Origin of the sequence: Streptosporangium amethystogenes subsp. fukuiense (assembly GCF_042665875.1) — a bacterium.
GTDB classification, from domain to species: Bacteria; Actinomycetota; Actinomycetes; order Streptosporangiales; family Streptosporangiaceae; genus Streptosporangium; species Streptosporangium fukuiense.
Genome location: NZ_JBHTEE010000001.1, coordinates 8,132,317 through 8,153,629 on the forward strand (window position 1 = coordinate 8,132,317; position 21,313 = coordinate 8,153,629).

The following is a 21,313-nucleotide window of genomic DNA, read 5'->3' on the forward strand; positions in this document are numbered from 1 at the left end:
TATGGGACTGCGTGCTGGTAACAGCCGTAAGAAAAAGAGCCCTGAGCGGGAGGTGAAACGTACTCCTCTCGGTGCCGTTCGTCGGTCGCAACTGATTACCACATACGGAGTCGGTTCGCTGGTAGCTTTTGAGGACCAGTCGTTCGTCGTGAGTGGATTGGACAGCTGGAAGGTTCCCGATCAGCTGGACCTGTTCGAGTTCCGCCTTGAACAGTGGCTAGGTGTAGATGGTTTTCATCTTCCCCCCGCATCGGATCCCCCAGCTGGGGACGGCGTGCGAATCAGGCGTTTCCCGGAAATGTATGCCTGCCCTGGGTGCACTCATGGCCCCTCTCCGGACAAGAGCAAGTGTGGTCCATGTTGTGAGGAAAACATTCGTCCATTCCGGCACTTCAACTCGCCGCGAGGGAAAAGCGAGTGCGCCGCATGCGGAGGTGACCTCACACCGTCAAGATTCGTTGTCGCCTGCGAGAACGGCCATCTGGATGACTTCCCCTACTGGGCGTGGGTTCACAACAGGACCGCATCGACGGAGTCGTCCACCAGCGGTGGACATCAGCTGAGCTTGCGGACGACCGGGCGGACGGCGTCGTTGAGCTCCATCATCATCAGCTGCACCTGTGGCAAGCCGCCGGTGTCCATGGAGGGTGCTTTTGGCCGGTGGGCCATGAAAGAGATCGGAGTCAGCTGTACAGGTGCACGACCGTGGCTGGGGCGCGACGCTCGTGAACAGGGGTGCGGTCTGTTTCCCCGAGCGCTTCAGCGTGGTTCCTCGGCCGCATGGTTCCCTGTGGTGCGGTCTGCTTTGTCAATCCCACCTTTCTCGCAGGAGCTGCACAAGCAGGTCCGCAAGCACTACAAAATATTGAGTGGTGAGAACGACGAAACGATTATGCGGCTGGTCGGAAAGACGGAGCTGAAGGATCGTTACGAGCCGGCAGACGTGGTGCGGGCCGTACGAGATTACGAAGCCTACGCGGCAGGCGAGCGGCCGGACCCATCGACGATCACGGGTTTTGAAGCCTCTGACGTCCTCAGGGTTGAGGAGTATAAACAGCTTATTCGTCCTTCTCGCACAGAGGACTTCGAGAGTGAACGTCCGGTTCCCGATCCGCAGGCACCTGTTCTCGCAGGGATCGCAGAGACGATGTTGATCAAACGACTTCGGGAGGTCCGGGCGTTGCAGACCTTCACCCGAGTCGAAGCACCGATGGAGGGCGATCAGAAAGATCGATACGCCGACCTGAGTGTGGGGGAGGTCAAATGGCTGCCGGCGGTCGAGGTGGTTGGCGAGGGGGTCTTCCTGCATCTGGACCAGGACAGGCTCAAGGCGTGGGAGTCCGCTGAACCTCCAGCCGAACAGGTGCAACGGGCACAGCAGATTCGAGAGCACCACGACGCCGTGTTGGAACGTCGGGCCGGTAACCGCGTGCCGATTCCGAAGTCGAAGGTCACCGCGCGATTCGTAATGATCCATACTCTGGCTCATGCGCTGATCAACGAGTGGAGCCTCGACGCAGGGTACCCGGCATCTTCCCTGCGGGAGCGGTTGTACGTGTCAGACGACATGGCGGGGATTCTCGTCTACACCGCGACCAGCGACTCGGCGGGCAGCCTTGGCGGACTGGTTGGTCAGGGTGAACCGCGTTACTTCAAGAAGACCCTGGAATCGGCCCTGGAACGCATCTCGTGGTGTTCGGCCGATCCGCTGTGCATGGAGGCGGAGGCGAACGGCGCGGACAGCCTCAACATGGCAGCCTGTCACGCCTGCATGCTGATCCCGGAGACGAGTTGCGAGACCAACAACAGCTTCTTGGATCGGGCCATGCTGATCGGAACACCTGACGGCCGAACCAAAGGATTTTTCCGAAACGAACATTGAGTGCTTCGATGGTTGTCATGAGCGGGAGATCTGAGACGTGGGCGTCCAGCGACGCGGTTCGGGCAAGTATGCGGGCCAACAAGGGCCGTGACACCAAACCGGAACTCGCTCTTCGTCGTGCCGCGCACGCGCTCGGGCTGCGCTATCGCGTCTCATACCGCCCGCTCAAGGCAGTGCGCCGGACCGCAGACCTAGTGTTCACCAGGGCAAAAGTCGCGGTGTTCATGGACGGCTGCTTCTGGCACGGCTGTCCGCAACATCACACCGTGGCAACGACCAACGCAAGCTTCTGGGCGGAAAAGGTCCGGAGGACGAAGGAACGCGACGCGGAGACCGACCGCCTTCTGGAGGAGGAAGGCTGGCTGGTTATCCGGGTTTGGGAACATCAAGATCCCGTGCAGGCGGCTGTGCACGTCGCCGGTGTGGTGGCCACCCGTCGGGACGCTCTGGCTGCTGAAGGAAAATAACCCGATCTACCTACAAGTCGAGCCAGCGAGCTCGGGCAAGATGCCAAGCGGGGCGAGTGGTCGATGAACTATTGACGGCAGTGCTGTCTCGACGGATCATTCGGGAAATCCAAAGAAACCGTCAGGCGGGAGCGAGTTCATGGCCCTGGTTTGGCTTGGTAAGGAGACTGACGGGGGTAACTCTCCGACCCTGTGGGTGGACGAGGCGACCGACGAGTACGTCATCCAGGGGTTCACGGTGACCGACCCCGACGCGCTGACCGTGATCGGAGCCATCCCCGACGACGAGCTCGTCTTGCGGGTTCCCCGCAGGCTGATGGATCATCTGCCCAAGGAGGCTCGTGGACCTGATGACGTATGAGAAGTTCCAGACCTGCTTCCACGATGCGAAGCGGGCGTGGCACTTGGAGCTGAAGGACACCTACCGGGTCGCCCAGGAGGACGAGCCGCTGCGGAAGTGGCTGGCCGGAGAGCACGACGACCTGGCCTGGCGGCGACCCTGGCAGCGGTTCATCCGGGAGGTGACGTCGGCCGGCTGCGAGGTTCAGCGGCTCCGCGTCGTCACCGTGCCGCACACGGACTACACCCGGTGGCTGTTGGCGATCGCCGGTGACAACGTGAAGGCGGGCGAGGACATCCGGTATCTGCCGCGCCATCTCGCGACCGATGTGGACTTCCCAGCCGAGGACTGCTGGCTGTTCGACGACGACCGACTCGTCCTCAGCGTCTTCCCCGGCGACGGCCGTACCGGCGCCTTCGTCGTCGAGACCGATCCGCAGCTGATCGAGCGTTACCGCGCGGCCCGGGACCTCACCTGGTCGCGCGGTGTTCCGCACGCCGACTACGTCTGATTCCTGTCACGTCTCGTGCTCCCTCCCACCGACCAGGCCCGCGAAGCCCTGGGCGCACGCCTGCGGGAACTTCGCCGTGACGCGGAGCTGTCCGGCCGCGATCTGGCGGAGCGGGCCGGTTGGCGCCCCCCGAAGATCTCCAAACTGGAGTTGGGTCGGCAGAACGCCACCGAGGCGGACATCCGTACCTGGTGTCGTGTCTGCGGCGCCGAGGATCAGATCCCTGAACTGATCGCCACTGTTCGTACGATCGACGCCCAGTACGTCGAGTGGAAACGGCAGATGCGCGGCGGTCAGCGGCGCGTCCAGAACGCCATCAGGAACGAGGACCTGAACACGCGACTGTTCCGGATCTTCGAGCCCTTCCACATCCCCGGCTTCCTGCAGACTCGTGACTACGCCCGGGTCATCATGGCCAGGTCAGCGGCTTTCTACGAACTCGTCCACGACGACCTGGAGGCCGCGGTCGGCGCCAGACTCGGTCGGCAGGCGATCCTGCGAATGGGGGATCGGCGTTTCCACATCGTCATGGCGCAACAGGCTCTCGACACGTGGGTGGGCGGTCCGGAGGTGATGCGCGGTCAGCTCGCGCACATCCGTGCCGAGATGGAGGCACTTCCACTGCGCCTGCACATCGGCGTCATTCCTCGGCACGCCGACATCGAGCTCGGCCCGCACGCTGGGTACTGGATCTTTGACTCGCGGATCGTCATGACGGAGACCGTCACGGCCGCGCTGAACGTGACCCAACCTCGCGAGATCGCGCTGTACGAGCGGCACTTCGCCGGTTTGGACCGTCTCGCCGTGTATGGGGAGCGCGCGCACGAGCTGATTGACCGTGCCCTGCGCGAGATTGAAGAAATCTGAAGACATTCCGTTGAGCCGTACGGCATGCCGTCCTTAGCGTCGAAGCAGATCCGCTTCAGAGCGGTCCGCTACCCGCAGGGAGGCTGTAATGGCTGCTGCCACAACGGTCCGGTTCGCCGACGACGAGTTGGCGAACCCTCGGATCCTCATCCCCGAGAAGTTGTTCGGATTCCTGACCGACCGCATCGCCCGCGAAGAGAACCTTCCAGCGGAGGACGCCATGCGAGTCGTGGAGCAGGCCCTGGCGTTCCTGGTCGCGTGCGCGCTCAACCCGGACGCACGTCTGTCCCCTTCCAAGCAGGTGGACGTCGGCTGGCACGCCTTTCTGGCGTACACCCGCGAGTACCAGGACTTCTGCATGAGGGTCGCCGGTCGGTTCATCCACCACGCGCCCGCCGAAACGATTCCCGATCCCGTGGCCGCGATCGGTGCCACCGTAGAGGCGATGCGGGTCGCCGGCCTGTCGGTCATCCCCGAGCTGTGGATCCCCGCCAGTGAATGCAGCCAGTGCTACGCGGGCTGTGCCGACGACCCGAGGGAGAGCTGACCGTGAAACCTCAGTGGGACGACCTCCCCACCAACGTGCGCCGCACCGTCGAGGAGCAGATCGGCCAGGTCCTCAAAGCCGAACCGGTGACCAAGGGCCTCATGCCAGGCCTCGCCGCCCGGCTGCACACCGAGAACAGCGGAACCGTCTTCCTCAAAGCTGTCTCCACCGCCAGCCCGGCCGCGCCCCTCTACGAGCGGGAACGACGAGCCGGTGCCGTACTGCCATCTGACCTGCCCGCGCCCCGCCTGCGCTGGAGTGGCGAAGTGGACGGGTGGATCGTGCTGCTGCATGAGTACGTCGACGGCCGGGACGCCGACCTGTCGCCCGGTTCGCCGGACGTGCCGCTGGTGCTGGACACCCTGGCCGTTCTGAACGAGGCGCTCACCCCGTGCCCCGGCGAGGTTCCGGAGGTGGCGGTGAACATCGCGGGACTTCAGGCCAAGGCTACGAGCCTGCTCGCCGGGGAGTTGCCGGACCGGGCCATGTACGAGACGGCGCTCGGCAGATTCGACCTCGATGCGCTGGAGGGTGACACCCTGCTCCACTACGACCTGCACCCCGGGAACTTCCGGATCGACGACGGGCGAACGTACGTCATCGACTGGGCGTTCGCGGTGCGCGGTGCCGCGTGGGTGGACGCGGTCATGCTCGCTCCCCGTCTCATCGAGGCGGGTCATACTCCGGAGCAGGCCGAGGTGCTGCTGGCCCGGGTGCCGGCCTGGCGGTCCGCGCCCGCGGACGCGGTGACCGGCCTGGCCGCGCTGTGGACGATGTTCCGCCTGTACAAGGCGCGGTTCGGCCCGCTGGAAGGACGCGATTTCCGTGCGCGGGCCGCCGAGGCCGGGCGAGCATGGGTGCGGTATCGCTCTGCCTGACCGGCTGACCACGTCAATCGAGGACGCCACCGGATCGGTCGCCCTCGCCGATCTGCTCCTGGAGGAACGACCGTGACCGTTCGTGGCACGCCCGACCTGGCCGCGCGGCTCCGCCGTGACCTTGCCGACCGGCTCGCCCGGACCGGATGTCTGCGCGACCCGGCGTGGCGGAAGGCGGTCGAGTCCGTGGCGCGCGAGCCGTTTCTCGGCTCGGCGATCGCCAGGGCCACCGAGTACGGCGACCGGTGGGAGGTGGCGCGCCGCGAGGAGATGACCGGGGACGAATGGCTGGAGCTGGTCTATCGCGACGAGACGTGGGTGACGCAGGTCGACGGTGTGCTGGTCGAGGAGGCGCGCGGTCTCGCCTGCGGGGCGCCCACGTCGTCGTCGACGATGCCCGGCCTGGTCGTACGGATGCTGGAGGCCGCGAGGATCTCCGACGGAGAGAAGGTGCTGGAGATCGGGACCGGAACCGGCTACTCCACGGCGCTGATGTGTCACCGGCTCGGCGACGGGGCCGTGACCTCGGTCGAGTACGACCGGGTCGTGGCCGGGGCGTGCTCGCGACGCACTCGCCGACGTCGGGTACACGCCCATGCTCGTGGTCGGTGACGGTCTCGCCGGGTACGAGGGGAACGCCGAGTACGACCGGCTGATCGCCACCTGTTCGGTCCGCTACATCCCGATCCCCTGGCTGTGGCAGGTCCGCGACGGAGGCGCGATCACCGCTCCTCTCTCCGGATGGATGGGCGGGGTGGCGTTCGCGCACCTCACCGTTGCCGAGGACGGTACGGCGAGTGGACGGTTCCTGGAGGACGACGTCTACTTCATGACCGCCCTCACAGCCCACCCCCGATGTCGTCTCCCCTTCTCGGGATCGGGGACGGCAGGGCGAGCCGGGTGGATCCGCGCGTCCTGGACGATCCGGCCGGGCTGTTCGCGGGACAGCTGGCCGCGCCGTCGGCTGTGAAGCTGGGTGGCGGTGAGGAGGTCGCCCTGCTGGACGTGGCGACCGGTTCGCAGGCCACTACCCGGCCGGAGGCGGCGGGTGGGTGGACGGTTCGCCAGCACGGGCCGCTGCGGTTGTGGGACGCGGTCGAGGATGCCGTCCTGGCCTGGCAGGAGGCGGGATCTCCGCACCAGTCGGCGTACGGGCTCACCGTGAGCGGGGAGCGTCAACGTGTCTGGCTGGGAGACCCTGGCGGGCCGGGCTGGGACCTGCCCGTCTGAGCTCCCGACCATGAGCGGACACGCAGGGTCGACTCAGGGCCGGCGGGGCAGCGTGTTCCCGCTCGCCACCCATCTCACCGGCACTAAGGTCAGTGGTCACGGATCGGGGTCGGCCGCGAAGGACTGTTAGGGTGCCCGCGTGCCAGAATCGATTACTTTGCTGAACCTTCTCGACGACGCGGCGATACTCTCGCTCGAACACCAGCTCCACCTTCAGGAACTGGTCGGTGACCACAGCTGGAACGTCGACATGCATCGGCAGCGGTTCGACTTCATCGGCCCCCGCGCGACCACCTGCACCGGCTTCCAGCTGCTCGGATCAGCCGCTCCCGGCCCGCGATCGTGGCTGTGGGCGTGGGCGAACCCGTCCGGGTTTCCCGAGTCGCTGGTGGCTGCGTCCGCGACTCTGCGCGACTTCGGGGAACGGCACGGCATCGCCGAACTCGCCTCCGCGGAGGTCCCGTTCGACGTGCTGCCCGGCTCACCCACCGAACCGGCCACGGTCGTCGGCCTTCTCATGGACGCCGCCAAGGCTGTGACGGGCCGCTGGACCTCCTACAACGGCGACGCCGGAGGCGGCACTCGGGCCGCGTTTCTTATCGAGCATCCGGACTTCCGGCTGCCGCCGCCCAACCCGCCCCGCACGGTGCGCGTCATCACGCAGGCGCTCACCGAAACGTGGGTGACGGACCACCGGCGCGCGCTGCACAGCTATGGTCTGCGGCGGCAGCTCAATCCCGTGTTCAGCCCTGACTTCGCGAGGCTCACCTTGTCGGGGCCGGGCTTCGAGGCGGTTGTGGATTTCGACCGGTACGACCGCGTCGCCAACATCGACGCCTCGATGTCGCAGCACTAGAGGCTCTGCGGGACGATCTCCGCTGAAGATCGGTCGCGTGTGGAGAACAGGGTTGGCGGGTCTGGCGCACTCCGCGACGCCAGACGTCGGTGATGGGAACGTCACCCCAGAAACCGCCGCGCGCCTCAGCCGGTGTCGTGTCCGCAGAGCCGAGGACCAGCTCCCCGTGTGCCCCGCCTGAGCGCGACACACAGGGGGCTCATGTGGGGAGTTCGGCATCGGCGAAGGCGCCGCCGGTGAAGCGGTCGACGAGAGGCCCCGTCCCGGGCTGCTGGTCGACGGTGTCGGCGGGTTGGTAGCCGATGGTGTCCCAGCCGGTCCGGGGCCACCAGCGTTCGGCGGTGTCGGAAGTGCCGTACAGGGTGAGAAACGGGCTCGGCAGCGGCTGGGTGGCCGCCGCGTACAGCAGGGCGGTGGCGTCCCGCGGGCTGAGCCAGGTCGCCCGGTGTCGAGGTTCGCTCGGCTTGGTTCGGTAGCTGCCGATCCGTACGACGACGACCTCGACGCCACCCTTGTGCGCGTAGAGGCTTCCGAGCGCCTCCATGGTGACCTTGCTGACGGCGTAGAAACTGTCCGGAGCCGACGACGCCTGCTCGGGCCGGTCGCCAACGAGATTCATACCGGTGACATGGTGGCTGCCGGCCAGCACCACGCGCGGTACCCGCTGCCGACGGGCCGCTTCCAGGACGTGGTGGGTACCGGTGATGTTGTGCTCCACCATCTCGGAGAACTGCCCTTCCTGGGTGATGCCCGCGAGGTGGATGATCGCGGACATCCCGGCGGCTGCCTGCGAAACCGCGTCTTGGTCGCGCAGATCGACCTGGACGAACTCGGCGCCCGCGGGCGGTCCGCCGACCTGCGGGCGGTGGTCAAGCAACCGCAGGCGAACGCCCTCCTTGGCCAGGTCGGCGGCGAGGCGGGTGCCGATGGTTCCGCCGACCCCGGTGATCAGGATGAGGCCGCTCATTGGAGTATCGACGCCACGCCGTCGTTGCTCGGGGTATAGGCGATACCGCGCACGACGACGACGGGGGCGCCGCGTCCGCGCTGCCCGAGGATGATCCCGGCGGCGGCGGCGATCAGGTCGGTGAGGGTCTCCTCCTGTCGTTTGCCGTCGTGCTCGGTGGCCCGCAAGGGGGTGATGCCGGCGGCGCCGATCGAGATGACGGTCGCTCCGCGCCGGTCGGCGCGACCGTCGGAGTCGGCGATGACGACGGCGACATCGGCGTGGGTGAAGGCGATCAGCGCGTGGCGCAGGGCACGGGCGGAGGCGTCCGGGTCCGCGGGCAGCAGCCAGGCGCCATTTGTTCCGGCACGATCGATCCCAGCGGAGGTCAGCTGGTAACCGAGGGTGTGCCGGGCGATGATCGGGCCGCGCTCGGTGGCCAGGAAGTGCTCGGTCGAGTTGTCCAGGATGAGCTGGACGATCTCGGCGGGCTTGCCGGTACGGGCCGACAGCTCGATCGCCTTGGACGAGGGGGTGACGCCGGCGAGATCGACGTAGCGCCGCTCCGCGATGGACACGACCTTGGAGGCGACCACCACGATGTCACCGTCGCGCAGCTGGGCGCCGGTGCGGGTGATGACGCCGGTGATGGTGGCGGCCAGGTCGTCGCCGAGCCGAAGCTCGGGGAAGGGTTCCAGGGCGAAGGCCGAGAAGCCGGAGGTGGAGGCAGTGGTCATCATGGAGTTCCTGGTGAGGTGAGAGCGGTGTACAGGCGGGCGTGGGCGGCAGCGAGCTCTTGGGCACGCTGCCGGGCGGTGGCGTACTGGCTGCTGGTGAGCCAGCTGCGGACGCGTTGGGTGTAGTGCGGCCACAACCGGCGGGCCGCATCGGCTGCCGGTGTGCCGGAGGCGACGGCGCGCCAGGCGTCCGCGGCGGGCAGCGGCCAAAGGTGTTCATCGTATCCGCTCGGGGAAAACGGGCAGAGGTTCTCCAGCGTGTTCAGCATGCTCTTCAAGCGGCCTGGCGGCAGGGCGCGATCAGCGACTCGGTACGGCGCCGCGCCTCCTCTTGGCGGCGCGAGTGCCGGGTTTCGGGCGGCGGTCATATGCAGCAAGACGGGGACGGCCTCGTGGTAGATGGCCGACAGGTGAGGGAAGGAGCCGGCGTGCCGTTTGGGCCGGCCGAACCGTACGGATGTCACGGGGCCGTGTATGGCGGTGAGGAGCATGAAGGCGTCGATGCCGTAGCCGTCCACGCACCCGGACAATGGTTCGGGCAGGGCGCCGGCGGCCTGTCGGACGGCGGTTAGCACGTCGTGGGACAGGGCGAGGTCGCCGGCCAGCGGCTGAGACACATCATGCCCGGTGGCTGCTGCGATCAGCGGCCGGGCGAGATGGTTGGTGAGGTTGGCCTCATCCCAGTGGCGCGGGTAGTCGGCGATCGCGAGGCCGTACCCGCTTCGCACCTGGTTCAGCAGCGCCCGATAGACAGCCGGGTCGGGGTTGAGAGTGTCGGTATCGGCGATCAGTACCGTCTCGGCGTCGCTGATTTCCGGACAGCGGGCGGCGGCCAGGATCTGGGCACCCTTGCCTCGCTTCAGGTTGATCAGCGATACCTTCGCCGCGCGGGTGCCGGTGGCGGTGAAATGCTCGGCGGTCTGTGGCGTGTCGGAGGAGTCAGCGTGGACGATCACGGCTCGCGAGTGGTCCATGGCGGCGTCCACTGCAGCGGTGACGGCGGCGATGGTGGTCGGCTCGTTGCGGCTCGGCAGGATCACGGCGTTCATCGATCGGCTTCCTTGGTGAGCAGGTCAGCGGCAGCACAGGCGGTGGGGGCGTACAGGTAGTCGAACCGGTGGTTGTTCAGCGCGCCGATGAGGTTGGCGCGCCACTGTGCGCACGCCGGTGTGTCCAGCGGCCACACCGGGCCGTACGGCGCTGAGGCGACGCCGGTCAGCGGGGTGGGCAAGCCTGAGATGTAACGGGCCAGCCCTTCGTGCAGTCGTAGACGCTCGTTCACTGACAGCGGCACCGCCGATGTCAGCGAAGCCTCGCCTCCGCTGGGGTGAACGGCCAGACGCACGATCCATCTCAGTGGGGCCGGGGCGGCCGCGAACGGCTCCAGGTCGCGTAGGGGTTTAGGCGCGAGCGCTCTAAGGGGATCGCGGATGGCCGCGGTGGGCTTGCCTGGCCACACCATCAGATCGCCGTTGTCCGACTCGGCGAGGACCACCAGGTCGTCTCCGGCGTGGAGCCAACCGCGTTCAGCCAGAGCAAGCGCCGTGGTGGTTTTACCGGATCCCTTGGCGCCCAGCAGCAGCACCGCACGCCTACCTCAACCGGCTACGTGGTCGAGCTCGGCGAGCAGCTGCTGGACAGGCAAGACGCGAGGCAGGTAGCGGCCGTCGAGCAGGTCAGTCAGCCAGTCGGTACGGGCCAGTTCGGCGCGTACCACGGCTTCGACCTGTGAATCGGGCATTCGCGAAGCAGTGGTGATCTCGATGGAGGCGGGCTGGTCGTAGCGGGCACCGTTGCGCCACAACAACCCGACTCGGCAGGGCCCGAACCGGGTGGCCACCGCCTGAGCAGCCTGGTCGGCCAGCCAGCCGCCGACCTTACCGACGTGGTAAGCCGGGTTCTTGCCGAAGGCGGCTTCGTTGCCCGCCAAATGGGCGCCGCTGATCAGCCCGGAACGGGCGTTGCCGCGGCCGACCAAGCCGTCCTCTCCGTAGTCGACGGCTGAGCCGGACAGCGTGAAGTACTGCCCGGACAAGGGGCCGGTGCGGTTGTCGCGCGTGTTGCACACCACCGCGACGCGCCCCGGCAACCGTTGCCGAAGAACCTCGGTCAGCTCGTCGGCCGCAGTGGCGACCGCGTCATCGAACTCCTCAGAGCTGGTCAAGTAGCCGGCTAGGGCAGGCACGCACACGGTGATCGTCCACATGTCGTGCCGCCGCACGACGAGCGCCTTGATGTCGCTGCCCGCCCACGCACAAGAACGGAACCAGGCTTCGGCCAGCAGCGCGACTGTTTCGGTTTTCGTGCGCGGCGCCGATCCTACGAGATAGGCGGTGTCGTTGGAGTGCGCCATCGGCCGCTCGGGCAGGTCCTCCAGACCGCGAGGGGCGAACCAGTGGGGAAATTTGGACGAGTCGGTCGTCTCATGCAGGACCTGAAGCTGTACGCGGTCGAAGCCTGGTAGCGCGACGCGCAGGTGGTCGACGGCGGCCTGGTGGAGGATCTCGCGCACCGGAAGCTCTCGCCCGGCGAAGCTGGTGGAGATCCGGCCGCCGAAGACGACCCGTAGCGGCCGGTCGTAGACGCCTCCGCTCTCGGTGAAGGCGGCCCGGCCGCCGAGGACGGCGACCTTGTCCAGGTTGTGGTGCAGGACCGCGCCGACTTCCTTCAAGCAGTGCAGGCTGTAGCGGATGGAAGCCATTTCGGCGATACCGTCGGAGAGGGTGTCGGGGTGGCCGACGCCCTTGCGTTCGACGACCTCGACGGCCAGTTCATGCGGCAACGGCGTCCGCTGCCCGGATACGGCGTGCGTCACGGTAGACACGGTCGATTACCTCCAGTGTGCGCCGCAGCGCCGAGATCGGGAACAGGCAGGGGTGAGCGGGCTCTTGGGCGGCGTCGAGCACGGCTGCGTACATCCGGCGCCGCAATTGCTCGTGCGTGGGTGCGGCAGCGATCTCGCCGAGCCCGGCTTCGAGGTTTCGCCCGCGCACCGACAGGTGCTGCCCGTCCGCGAGGCGAAGAAGGAGTTCGTGACGGGGCGGGCCGGGGTGGTCGATGTAGGCGTCGATGTGTATCGTGCGACCACTGGCCAGGGTGATGTCAGCGGTGACACGGTCCTCGCTTTCGGCCAGGCCCCGCAGGTGGGCCACCTCGGCGTCCACTGTCTCGACCGTTCCGGGCAGTAGCCGCAGGGCCAGGGCAAGTCCGTGGATGGCCTGCTGGTGCAGCACCCCGCCGGCGGTGGCGTAGGTGCGGCGCCAGTCACGGAAGTAGCCCGGATCGCGCCGTACCGCCAGCACCACTTCTGCTCGCTCGATGGCCGGGGGCTGGGCGAGCAGCATGTTCAGGCCAGGTGCGAAGTGGGGCTGGAATCCCACGAAAACCCGCTCGTCGCCCGCCTGCGGCACCAGGTCGGCAGGATCGAGCGTGGTCGGCTTCTCCACGAGCACCGCGGCCCCGGTCGCCGCTGCGTCCCGGGCAGCCACGAGTGCGATCCCGGGCGGTGCGGCCACCACCACCAGCTGCGGGTTCAGCGCGGTCAGAGCCGCGCGCCAGGAGGCGAACACCGGGGTATCCGGCGGCAGCGCGGCGCGCGGGCAGGGATCAGCGACCCCGGCCACCGTCAACCCGTCGGCACCGGTGAGTGCGGCCAGGTGCTTGGCCCCGACCTCTCCGGCGCCGACCAGCAGCACCCGGCTCACTCCAGGCCCCCGGGCACCATCGAGCGCAGGAACGCGGCTCCGGCGCGCAAAGCATCAGCGGGGCTGTCGCGCACGTGGGTCTCCAGCGCGTAGGGCAGCGTAGGGCAGGCGGCGTGCAGTAGCGGCAGCACCTCGTCGTACGGCACGCACCCCTCGCCGGCCGGGCAGAAGGTCCGACTGCCGTCGGCGTTCGACTCGTAGTCCTTGACGTGCACATAGCCCACGTACGGCGCCAGGTACTCCACGACCTCGCCGGTGGCCTGGCCGACCTCGTGAAGGTTCGCCACGTCCAGCCACAATCCCAGGCCCTGCCCGTGGTAACGGCGCAGGACTTCCAACAGCGGCTCCGCGTGGGCGACGGTGCAGACCGGCTCGTTCTCCAGCAGCAGTCGCACCCCGGACCGGTTCGCCACCTCTAGGGCTCGGGGCAGCAGCGGGTCACCGGTGAACTGCTCGGTCAACTCCGGCTCGACGCGCAGGTGGGAGAAGATTCGTATCGTTGGGGCGCCGAGGATGGCGGCGGCCTTCATGGCGCGTTCCACCCACCCCAGTCGATGCTCGAGCGCGACCTGGGTGGGAAATCCGAAGGTGTCCACCCGGCCCGGCCGAGCCTCGGGCCGACACCATTTCCACAGCGGCGAGGCCAACGCCGCGACCTTCAGGCCACGCTCGTCGGCCAGGGAGCGGATGTGCTCCAGTCTCTCCTTGGGCAACGTCACCGCGTTGGCGCCTTCGGCCGAGCGAATCTCCAAGTGCCCGATTCCCAGCTTCACCGCCAGGTCCATGCCCAGCGTTGGATCGGGGCCGAGCTCATCGGGGTTGAGTACGAGCATGCTGGTCAGAGGTACTGTCACAGTCCCTCTCCTTTTTGAGATGGGGGAGTCGCCATGGGGCTCCCGTCGGGGTAGGGCTCTCGTTGAATACGCTGCACCTGATCACTGACAGCTACGACGGATGACAGGGGGTCGCGTCGGTGTCGCACCCGTGTGAGGGTGCACTCCCCGTGTGCAGTTCCGTGTGGGCCTGCGCAGCTCACGCAAGGCGCGTACCGTCATGCGCGAGAGCGCGCCACGGCCGCGCCGACGCAGGGAGTGGCGACCATGCCTCGTTCGATCACGAACCACGAGCTCGACGCGCTCATCGTCGAATGCGGTCTGTCTCACGCCGCGCTCGCTCGTCAGGTCGTGCATTTGGGCGCGACCGAGCACGGCCTGCGGCTGGCCTACGACTACCGATCTGTCGGCCGCTGGCTCAGGGGTGCGGTGGCCTGACCCTCCGAGCCCTGTGCTGCTCGCTCAGGTGTTGTCAAGGGCGCTGGGCCGCGCTCTCACTGTTCACCAGCTCGGGTTCCATCATGGCGACAAGATCCGACACAGCCTGAGTATCTCCGCGTGTCCGGCCGCTACCGTAACCGCGGTCACTGAACTATGGAGGAGTGCAGTGGAGCGCCGCGCATTCATGCATAACGGTGTCGTATTCATCGCCGCGGCGGCGATCGAAGCAGCTCTTGACTGGAGGGACGCTCCAGCGCAGGCGTCGCTTCACCGAGAAGGTGCCCGCGCTGTCACCGACGCGGATATTGATCGCCTGCGCCAAGCCGGGCAGGAATTCAGACAGCTCGACCACGCCCATGGCGGCGGGTACGCACTGGCCTGGCTGGAGCAGTACCTCACCACCGAGGTCGATCCGCTGCTTCAAGGACGCTACAGCGACTCGGTGGGCCGCGAACTGTTCAATGTGTCCGCCACCCTCACGGACATGGCGGGATGGATGGCGATGGACGCCGGCCACCAAGGGCTCGCTCAGCGCTACTACATCCAAGCCGCAGCCTTGGCCAAGCATTCCGGAGATACCGCCTATGGCGCCTATGTTCTGGGCAACATGTCGACCCAGGCGCTTTTTCTGGGTGAGACCCGCACCGCGGTGCGACTGGCCCGGTCGGCTCGCGACACCGGCGGCCGAGCCATCCCGCACACACTGACGGCCCGGATCGCCGTCACCGAGGCGCGAGCCCACGCGCTGATCGGCGACTCCCACGAGACCCGCCGCGTCCTACGCATCGCCGATCAGGCCATGGAGCACTCCGACCCTGCTCGAGACCCTGACTGGCTGGGAGTGTTCGGCCCTGCGCACTACGCCGGATCGGTGATGCATGCCCTGCGCGACCTCGGGGACACCGCCGCCGCCGAACGACAGGCGACTACCGCACTGAATCTGCCCGCGGGCAACGTCCGCACCCGCGGGCTGCACACCGTGTTGCACGCCAGCGTTCTGCTCCAGCGCGGCGACGTGGACGGCGCGGTGGAGACGGCCTCGCCAGTCCAGGTGGCGGGCATCAAGTCCAACCGGCTGAATCTGAGACTGAAAGAACTCACTGACCGGATCGTGCCGTACAGCGGCTCCGCTGTCGTCGCGGACTACCTGGAGGCCGGCCAGCGCAGGTAACCGCCCTCTACCGTCACCGAGGTGAGCTTCCCCCCTTCTCATCGGCAGCAGGGCCCTGCGTTGCGCGGCCCTGCTCGCCGAGCTTGCCCGGCAGGGTCAGCCGGTCGACCGTAGCGGTACCGGCGTCGTGGCGGAGGTTTACCCAGCGGCCTCGCTCAGATGCTGGGGCCTGTCCCACAACCGCTATAAACGCCCGGCGAATCGTGGCGGACTCGCGCGGTCGGTCGATGAACTCCGGGAAGCGGCGCCATGGCTGGACCTGGGGGAACACGAACAGATCTGTCGGACGTCCGACCACGCGACGGACGCCGTCGTCGCCGCGCTCACCGCCCGCGCCGCATCTCAGGGTCTCGTGACCGTTCCGACACAGGACCAAGCTCACTCGGCGCGCTCCGAGGAATGGATCGCGCTCCCCACCAGCCCTTTGAGCGAGCTTCGCCCAGCTGGCTGAGTAGAACGTGTAGCTGGACACGTCTGGTCGCGTGCGCGCTGAATCCGGACGCACGTCTGTCCTCCTTCAAACAGGTGGACATCGGTTGGCGCGCTTTCCTGACATGTACCCGCGAGTCGCCAGCCGGTTCGTTAAATCTGTGGCCGGGATGCTTGAACGTGGATACGGTCGCCGGGTGCCTGATGCGATTTTTGCACACCCTCGTCTCGCACCCGTCTATGACGCCTTTGACGGCGATCGCGATGACCTGACCGCTTATCTCGACATCGCCGATGAGTTGGGGGCGGACCGGGTACTCGACGTCGGCTGCGGGACGGGATCCCTGGCGGTCCTGCTCGCTGGGACCGGCCGTACCGTCGTGGGGGTCGATCCGGCGGAGGCATCGCTTGAGGTCGCGAGGTCGAAGGACGAGGCCGCAACGGTCACCTGGGTCCATGGCGATATCAGGACGGTGCCGCCGTTCGGCGCCGATCTTGCGGTGATGACGGGAAATGTGGCGCAGGTCTTCGTCACCGACGACGACTGGGCGGAAACTCTGCGGGGTGTCCACGTCGTTCTTCGTCCAGGCGGGTACCTCGTGTTCGAGACCAGGCGATCCGAGCATCGGGCCTGGGAGGAATGGGCCGCCGACGATGATCGCCTGATCCTTGATATCCCCGGGAAAGGACAGGTGGAGCGGCGTCGTGAGGTCACCGAAGTAAGCCTGCCGTTTGTCTCCTTCCGTTACACCTACAGGTTTCTGGTGGACGGTGCGATGGTCATCTCCGACTCGACCCTTCGGTTCCGCAGCCGCGACGAGGTCGAATCGAGCCTGGTCACCCACGGCTATCGGGTGCTCGATGTGCGAGAAGCCCCTGATCGCCCAGGTCGCGAGTTCGTGTTCATCGCCCAGTCCACGACCTGAGAACAGGCGACGCTCAGGGCGGGTGTCCCTCGGCTCGATGTGTGGTGCTTCGACCGCTCCCTGTCCGCGGTCCTGCACTTCGAGGACGAGGACGGATCGATGCTGGGCGCCGAGCTGATCGATGATCCCGACGTCGTGGCCGAGCATCGCGGATGGTTCGATCTCGCCCGGAAGCTGTCGGTCTCCCGTGAGGAATTCGTGAAGCGTGTCGAGTGACATCCGCCGGGCACGTGAATCACTGGGCTTCAAGCGGCGAGAGGTCGGGCTGGAGGCAGGACCGATCCCCCCGCGACGGACGTTCTCGTCGAGGTAGGCCTCCGGTCGACGCCAGTGGGCCTCAAGGAAACCGTCGGCGCAGTCCCACGGGATGAGCACCGGTTCCATCCGGGCTCCGATCGCATCGGCCTGCTCGGTCACCGAAGGTCGGCCGACAAGGAGGTTCGCGACCTCGGGCAGGTAGTCGCGAGTGAGCCAGAACCGATGACGCCATCCGATGTCACCGGTGTCGTGCGTGAACACCACCACGCAGCGAGCGACCCGCCGCATCTCGCGCAGGCCGGCGATCGGGTCCTGCCAGTGATGAATGGAGGAAACCGCCATCGCGGCGTCGAAGGACCCGTCGTCGAACGGCAGGCTCTCGGCGGATCCGATCAGGCACGGCGCCGCGTCCGGAGGGCGCTGTGAACGCATGAGTGCCGACGGTTCCACCGCGAGGACGTGGCGGTCGGGGGGCTCGTAGGAGCCGGTGCCCGCCCCGACGTTCAGTATGGTCCGGGCATCGCCGAGCGCGGCCCAGATCTGCGCGGCGATGCGCGGTTCGGTGCGCCGTGTCACGGTGTAGGTGCTTCCGATGGTGTCGTACAACTGCTCGCCGGACATTGACACCGCCTTTCCGGCCGTCGTCATCGTCGCTCCGGCACCGTGCCCGCGGCCTGGGTGGCGTGTCGCCGCACGGGATGCCGCTCGATCGCTATTTCACCATATTGATCGGTGAGCGGCCGTACCTCCGGCCAGGAGTGGTGTGCGATGCCAGGTGTCTCGCGATGCCGGGCTCACGGTGGGAGAAAGTCCTCCAGGAGGCTTCGGTGGGGATCGGTGCTCTGTGCGACGGCTCACAGGGTGCGCGGGACCTGGATGGCGGGTCGCAGGCGAAACATCAGCTTGGCCAGCTCGCTCACGGTCATGTCCGGTCCCTCCAGTTTCGCCCCGGACCACCGGTCGAAGAAAAGACACACCGCCCCCGACTCGTAGGTGTGGGTCTTCGCATCGTCGAACTGGGACAGGTAGCAGGCCGCCGCGCCACCGGGCGGGGCGGTCGGCACCGCCACGATTCCCTCGGCGCAGGCATCGATGCCTCTGGCGCCCGGGTTGGCCTTGACTATCGTGCTGCCGGACTGCTGCAGTTCCTCGTCGAGCGAGGCGACCGGGTCTGTGTGTTCCGGGGAGCGCCGCCACACCTGGACCTTTTTCTCGCTGGGCGTCTGGTAGACCGCGACGATGACGGACTTTTCATCCGAGTGGGGGAAGATCCGAGGCATGTCAGCCGCGGTGGGCGGTAAATCGATGAAGGTCTCGGTGCGGGCGGCGGGCGGCGGCCAGGTGCCCTTGGGCGGTGACACGCACGGTTGGGACGCATCCACCACGACCAGGACCAAGTTCGTCACCAAGAGGATCGGAGTTCCGACGCCGACCAGCACAGCCAGCGGGACATGCCACCACGCCTCTTTGCCGGGCCTAGCCTCGTCGGTCATGCTTCAGGGCCCCGCGTGTGTTGTACATGCCCCGCAGGATGGGCGCGCCCCCTTGGAGATCACTTGCGCCCGGACGCACTCCCTGATCAGCAGGCGAGAACGGGACCGACCGCCGTGGAGACGGCGGCTTGTTCGCCGCCCAGCGGGTCGCCATGGCCGAGCGTCGGCTGGAGTCCTCTGTGGGCACCAGGGTCGCACCGGTGGGGTTTCGTCCCGGCGACCGGCGCGGGCACCTTCCGCAGGTGCGGCCACGCCGGACGCCGCCGTCCTCGGTGCTCCACACGCCGGTGCGGGCGTGTGGAGAGGGCCGATCTACCGCGACCTGGCCCAGGCCGCCGAGAGACGGGGAGGGACCTATCCCGACTGCGAGAAACAGACGCGTCTCATGCCCGAATGATCATGGGCAAGAAGTCTGCGACTGGCCCAGCACGTGGGCGTCCGAGAAGTCCTCGACCTTGACCCAACCGGCCGACTTACCCCTCCGGTCGTACCGGGTGTAGTTGTCGGGTTGGCCAGGCAAGGTGAATTTCACGTAGTAACACCAGCCCGCGTCCACCTGAAGGACGTCCCAGTCCTGGTCCCACGGAGTGTGCGAGCCCTTCGAGCCGAGAAGGTAGGTCGACTGGGTTCCGCATGCCGGTCTGGTGGTCGTCAAGGTGCCCGTACTGCCGGTACTGAGGCACCAGTTCCGAAGAGCCGTCGCCACTGTGTTGCTGTCGTTCACCACCGATGAGCACCCCAGGACCGAGCATGACGGGCCGAGCGCCCGGGCCGGGGCCGTTGTCTGTGCGCCGGCGGCGCCGCCCGTCCACAGCGTGCCGGCGACCGCAAGACCGGCAGCGAACGCGATCGCGGTCTTCCGCATCTTCATCTGGTTTCCTCTCGACGCTGGAGGATCTCTGACCGTTCCCCCGTACCTCGCTCATCTAAAATCGGAAGTCGCGACCTTGACCATCTGTAAGGTTCCAGGGAGCCGGGCCTCGGCAAGGTCGTGTTGACGGCCGGCACGGTGAGAGCTCACCGTGCTTTTCGCTCCTCTTCCCCAGGGGGCCTCCTCCGCCGTGCGGCGGGTGGCGGAGGAGCACCAGGGTGGTCGTACCGACGTGCTCTAGAGGCTCCGCGGGTCGCGCACCCGCAGGCCGAAGGCCGACAGGCCCTGCTCATGGTGCTCGATCAGGTCGAGGCGGCGGTAGAAGGCGTGGTTCGCGGGGCCTTCCGGGGTGGATTCGTGGTCGGTGGTGAGGACGAAGTAGCGGCAATGCGCGTATCGGCCCTTGAGGTGCTCCAGCAGTCGGCGGCCGATGCCCTTGCCGTGGTGTTGGGCATTGACCAGCAACTCCTGCACGTAGCAGACGATCTCGTCGTCGGATACCGTCCGCGCCAGGCCGAGCAGCTTGCCCGACTCGTCCCTGGCGGTGATGACCAGGTGCGAGTTGGCCAGGCTCCGGCATACCCGGGTGACGTCGCGCGTCCACGGGTGCCAGCCGACCGAGTCGTAGAGCTCGAACATCTCGGCCTCGTCGAACGACGTCTCCTGAGCGATGATCACCACTTATGGGGCTCCCTGATGTGCTCGGCGTAGAGTGACGCGCCCGAGCCTATTCGGCCCTTGAGCGGCGACCAGTCGGCCGGTGGCGCCAGATCTCCGCTGAAGATCGGTCACGTGTGAAAAACGGGGCCGGCGCACTCCGCGACGCCGGACGTCGGTGATGGAAACGTCACCCCAGAAACCGCCGCGCGCCACGCAGCCTGGTCCGAAGTCGCCGCTGAGTCATGCCGCACTCCAAGCGCACATCCAGCGGGCCGGGCACGTTGGTGTCCGCTTTCAGGCCTGAAGGCAGTCGGTCGGCGTCGAGTCCATCGCGTCGGGCGATGAGCAGCCCCAGCTCGTATCGGCTGATCGCATCGGTTCCGGCGACATGGTGGATCCCGTGATACTCGGATACGGCGAGTTCGAGGAGCGCCGCGGCGAGATCGACGACATGCACGGGACATCGCACGTCGTCGGTGAACAGCATTCCTTTCGCCCTGCCGGTGGCCAGTGCATGCACCAGCGCCTCGTGCGGGGAACCACCGTCACCGATGATCAGGGATGTCCGGGCTGTCACCGAGGTCGGCGCGATCGCGTTCACCGCTGTCTCGGCGGCGGCCTTGGCCGCACCGTACGGGGAGATCGGGTCGGGGAGGCACGTCTCGTCGTAGCGAATCGCGGCACCGGAGAAGACCGTGTCGCTGGACACATGGACCAGGCGCCCACCTGCCGCGGCGACGGCGAGAGCCACGTTCACGGCTCCGGTCGCCGTGGTCGCCCAGTCTGTCTGCCGGTACGCGGCGTTGACGACCACCTCCGGCTGGAACGCGTCGATCAGCGCGTCGACGTCCTCTCGTCGGCGCACATCGAGCGGCGACCACTCGACACCCGCGGTCTCTCCTGGTCGGGTCAGGTAGGTCGCGGCCACCTCATGCCCGGCCACCAGACACTGCCGGACGAGTTCGCCGCCGAGAAACCCACTGCCGCCGACGACAAGGAATCTCATGGCCGGTCCGAGCCGGATGTGCTGCAGGAAGTGCCCACCGGCTCATCATGCACTCATAGCCGGTGTCGTGTCCGCGGTGCCGAGGACCAGATGCCCGCGTGTCCCGCCTGAGCTCGACACGCAGCACTGCGGCGGGGGTTCAGGCGATCAGCAGGTGAAGGCCGAGCTCTGCCGCGTCGAGATCGACGAGGTCTCGGTTGCGTTCGGCCTACCGGCCGGATACGAGGTCGTCACGGAGGCCGCCAGGGCGCGGAACGGGA

27 protein-coding genes and 2 pseudogenes are annotated in these 21,313 nt (G+C 67.3%); 17 read left to right on the plus strand and 12 right to left on the minus strand.

The window, feature by feature from the left end:
• Window position 1 precedes the first annotated feature (1 nt).
• From ACFQVD_RS36160 to ACFQVD_RS36210, 11 genes are all read left to right on the plus strand, one after another.
• The gene (locus tag ACFQVD_RS36160; protein WP_343965551.1) at window positions 2–1,882 is read left to right on the plus strand and encodes a DUF1998 domain-containing protein; all 1,881 of its coding nucleotides are present in this window, start codon (window positions 2–4) and stop codon (window positions 1,880–1,882) included.
• A gap of 8 nt (window positions 1,883–1,890) precedes the next feature.
• Entirely contained in the window at window positions 1,891–2,349 is a 459-nt protein-coding gene (locus tag ACFQVD_RS36165) for a very short patch repair endonuclease (RefSeq protein ID WP_386273255.1), read from the plus strand.
• Window positions 2,350–2,488: 139 nt separating this feature from the next.
• Window positions 2,489–2,710 carry a hypothetical protein gene (locus ACFQVD_RS36170; RefSeq protein ID WP_343965553.1) on the plus strand — a complete coding sequence of 74 codons (222 nt, stop codon included), beginning with the start codon at window positions 2,489–2,491 and terminating at the stop codon, window positions 2,708–2,710.
• Window positions 2,700–3,200, plus strand: coding sequence for a DUF6879 family protein (locus ACFQVD_RS36175; protein ID WP_343965555.1), 501 nt, complete (start codon window positions 2,700–2,702; stop codon window positions 3,198–3,200). Before ACFQVD_RS36170 ends, ACFQVD_RS36175 begins: the two co-directional genes overlap by 11 nt.
• Before the next feature lie 15 nt (window positions 3,201–3,215).
• Entirely contained in the window at window positions 3,216–4,067 is an 852-nt protein-coding gene (locus ACFQVD_RS36180; RefSeq protein WP_343965557.1) for a helix-turn-helix domain-containing protein, read from the plus strand.
• 88 nt (window positions 4,068–4,155) lie between these two features.
• The gene (locus ACFQVD_RS36185) at window positions 4,156–4,614 is read left to right on the plus strand and encodes a glycine-rich domain-containing protein (RefSeq protein WP_343965559.1); all 459 of its coding nucleotides are present in this window, start codon (window positions 4,156–4,158) and stop codon (window positions 4,612–4,614) included.
• Between the two features lie 2 nt (window positions 4,615–4,616).
• The gene (locus ACFQVD_RS36190; RefSeq protein WP_343965560.1) at window positions 4,617–5,492 is read left to right on the plus strand and encodes a phosphotransferase family protein; all 876 of its coding nucleotides are present in this window, start codon (window positions 4,617–4,619) and stop codon (window positions 5,490–5,492) included.
• 72 nt (window positions 5,493–5,564) lie between these two features.
• On the plus strand, window positions 5,565–6,104 hold the full coding sequence (locus ACFQVD_RS36195; protein ID WP_343965562.1) for a hypothetical protein: 540 nt from the start codon (window positions 5,565–5,567) through the stop codon (window positions 6,102–6,104).
• On the plus strand, window positions 6,088–6,462 hold the full coding sequence (locus ACFQVD_RS36200) for a hypothetical protein (protein WP_343965564.1): 375 nt from the start codon (window positions 6,088–6,090) through the stop codon (window positions 6,460–6,462). Before ACFQVD_RS36195 ends, ACFQVD_RS36200 begins: the two co-directional genes overlap by 17 nt.
• Window positions 6,459–6,722: a hypothetical protein gene (locus tag ACFQVD_RS36205; RefSeq protein ID WP_343965566.1), complete on the plus strand. Its 264-nt coding sequence runs from the start codon at window positions 6,459–6,461 to the stop codon at window positions 6,720–6,722. Before ACFQVD_RS36200 ends, ACFQVD_RS36205 begins: the two co-directional genes overlap by 4 nt.
• A 139-nt stretch (window positions 6,723–6,861) precedes the next feature.
• Window positions 6,862–7,578, plus strand: coding sequence for a DUF6882 domain-containing protein (locus ACFQVD_RS36210; RefSeq protein WP_343965568.1), 717 nt, complete (start codon window positions 6,862–6,864; stop codon window positions 7,576–7,578).
• A 199-nt stretch (window positions 7,579–7,777) separates the two neighbouring features.
• On the opposite strand, the gene ACFQVD_RS36215 is transcribed toward ACFQVD_RS36210, so the two are convergent.
• From ACFQVD_RS36215 to ACFQVD_RS36245, 7 genes are read right to left on the minus strand one after another with little or no spacing between them, the layout of a single operon-like run.
• Complete coding sequence (locus tag ACFQVD_RS36215; protein ID WP_343965570.1) at window positions 7,778–8,545, minus strand: NAD-dependent epimerase/dehydratase family protein; 768 nt, start codon at window positions 8,543–8,545, stop codon at window positions 7,778–7,780.
• Window positions 8,542–9,264 carry a coenzyme F420-0:L-glutamate ligase gene (locus tag ACFQVD_RS36220; protein WP_386273258.1) on the minus strand — a complete coding sequence of 241 codons (723 nt, stop codon included), beginning with the start codon at window positions 9,262–9,264 and terminating at the stop codon, window positions 8,542–8,544. The genes ACFQVD_RS36215 and ACFQVD_RS36220 overlap by 4 nt, the downstream gene beginning before the upstream one ends.
• Window positions 9,261–10,310, minus strand: a complete 1,050-nt coding sequence (locus ACFQVD_RS36225; protein WP_343965574.1) for a hypothetical protein — start codon at window positions 10,308–10,310, stop codon at window positions 9,261–9,263. The genes ACFQVD_RS36220 and ACFQVD_RS36225 overlap by 4 nt, the downstream gene beginning before the upstream one ends.
• Window positions 10,307–10,846: a hypothetical protein gene (locus ACFQVD_RS36230; protein ID WP_343965576.1), complete on the minus strand. Its 540-nt coding sequence runs from the start codon at window positions 10,844–10,846 to the stop codon at window positions 10,307–10,309. Before ACFQVD_RS36230 ends, ACFQVD_RS36225 begins: the two co-directional genes overlap by 4 nt.
• Before the next feature lie 12 nt (window positions 10,847–10,858).
• Window positions 10,859–12,076 carry a methionine adenosyltransferase gene (locus tag ACFQVD_RS36235; RefSeq protein ID WP_343965578.1) on the minus strand — a complete coding sequence of 406 codons (1,218 nt, stop codon included), beginning with the start codon at window positions 12,074–12,076 and terminating at the stop codon, window positions 10,859–10,861.
• Window positions 12,033–12,965 (minus strand): Gfo/Idh/MocA family protein, encoded by a 933-nt coding sequence (locus ACFQVD_RS36240; protein WP_343965580.1) that lies wholly within the window; start codon window positions 12,963–12,965, stop codon window positions 12,033–12,035. Before ACFQVD_RS36240 ends, ACFQVD_RS36235 begins: the two co-directional genes overlap by 44 nt.
• Complete coding sequence (locus ACFQVD_RS36245; RefSeq protein WP_343965583.1) at window positions 12,962–13,819, minus strand: sugar phosphate isomerase/epimerase family protein; 858 nt, start codon at window positions 13,817–13,819, stop codon at window positions 12,962–12,964. Before ACFQVD_RS36245 ends, ACFQVD_RS36240 begins: the two co-directional genes overlap by 4 nt.
• 246 nt (window positions 13,820–14,065) lie before the next feature.
• Between ACFQVD_RS36245 and ACFQVD_RS36250 the strand changes: the two genes are divergently transcribed.
• From ACFQVD_RS36250 to ACFQVD_RS36275, 6 genes and pseudogenes are all read left to right on the plus strand, one after another.
• The gene (locus tag ACFQVD_RS36250; RefSeq protein ID WP_343965586.1) at window positions 14,066–14,236 is read left to right on the plus strand and encodes a hypothetical protein; all 171 of its coding nucleotides are present in this window, start codon (window positions 14,066–14,068) and stop codon (window positions 14,234–14,236) included.
• Between the two features lie 169 nt (window positions 14,237–14,405).
• Window positions 14,406–15,410 (plus strand): hypothetical protein, encoded by a 1,005-nt coding sequence (locus tag ACFQVD_RS36255; RefSeq protein WP_343965588.1) that lies wholly within the window; start codon window positions 14,406–14,408, stop codon window positions 15,408–15,410.
• Between the two features lie 55 nt (window positions 15,411–15,465).
• Window positions 15,466–15,861 (plus strand): DUF429 domain-containing protein, encoded by a 396-nt coding sequence (locus tag ACFQVD_RS36260; protein WP_364150326.1) that lies wholly within the window; start codon window positions 15,466–15,468, stop codon window positions 15,859–15,861.
• A 175-nt stretch (window positions 15,862–16,036) separates the two neighbouring features.
• Window positions 16,037–16,765: a class I SAM-dependent methyltransferase gene (locus ACFQVD_RS36265; RefSeq protein WP_343965590.1), complete on the plus strand. Its 729-nt coding sequence runs from the start codon at window positions 16,037–16,039 to the stop codon at window positions 16,763–16,765.
• A gap of 27 nt (window positions 16,766–16,792) precedes the next feature.
• Window positions 16,793–16,981 (plus strand): annotated as a pseudogene (locus ACFQVD_RS36270) (DUF6879 family protein); the annotation flags it as partial.
• 114 nt (window positions 16,982–17,095) lie between these two features.
• Window positions 17,096–17,449 carry a hypothetical protein gene (locus tag ACFQVD_RS36275; protein WP_343965592.1) on the plus strand — a complete coding sequence of 118 codons (354 nt, stop codon included), beginning with the start codon at window positions 17,096–17,098 and terminating at the stop codon, window positions 17,447–17,449.
• On the opposite strand, the pseudogene ACFQVD_RS36280 reads toward ACFQVD_RS36275, so the two are convergent.
• From ACFQVD_RS36280 to ACFQVD_RS36300, 5 genes and pseudogenes are all read right to left on the minus strand, one after another.
• A pseudogene (locus tag ACFQVD_RS36280) lies at window positions 17,354–17,671 on the minus strand (class I SAM-dependent methyltransferase); the annotation flags it as partial. The gene ACFQVD_RS36275 and the pseudogene ACFQVD_RS36280 sit on opposite strands and share 96 nt — an antisense overlap.
• A gap of 206 nt (window positions 17,672–17,877) precedes the next feature.
• Window positions 17,878–18,429: a hypothetical protein gene (locus ACFQVD_RS36285; RefSeq protein WP_343965594.1), complete on the minus strand. Its 552-nt coding sequence runs from the start codon at window positions 18,427–18,429 to the stop codon at window positions 17,878–17,880.
• A 484-nt stretch (window positions 18,430–18,913) separates the two neighbouring features.
• Entirely contained in the window at window positions 18,914–19,387 is a 474-nt protein-coding gene (locus tag ACFQVD_RS36290) for a hypothetical protein (RefSeq protein ID WP_343965596.1), read from the minus strand.
• Window positions 19,388–19,624: 237 nt separating this feature from the next.
• Window positions 19,625–20,068 carry a GNAT family N-acetyltransferase gene (locus ACFQVD_RS36295; protein ID WP_343965599.1) on the minus strand — a complete coding sequence of 148 codons (444 nt, stop codon included), beginning with the start codon at window positions 20,066–20,068 and terminating at the stop codon, window positions 19,625–19,627.
• Between the two features lie 166 nt (window positions 20,069–20,234).
• Window positions 20,235–21,053, minus strand: a complete 819-nt coding sequence (locus tag ACFQVD_RS36300; RefSeq protein WP_343965601.1) for a sugar nucleotide-binding protein — start codon at window positions 21,051–21,053, stop codon at window positions 20,235–20,237.
• Window positions 21,054–21,313 lie beyond the last annotated feature (260 nt).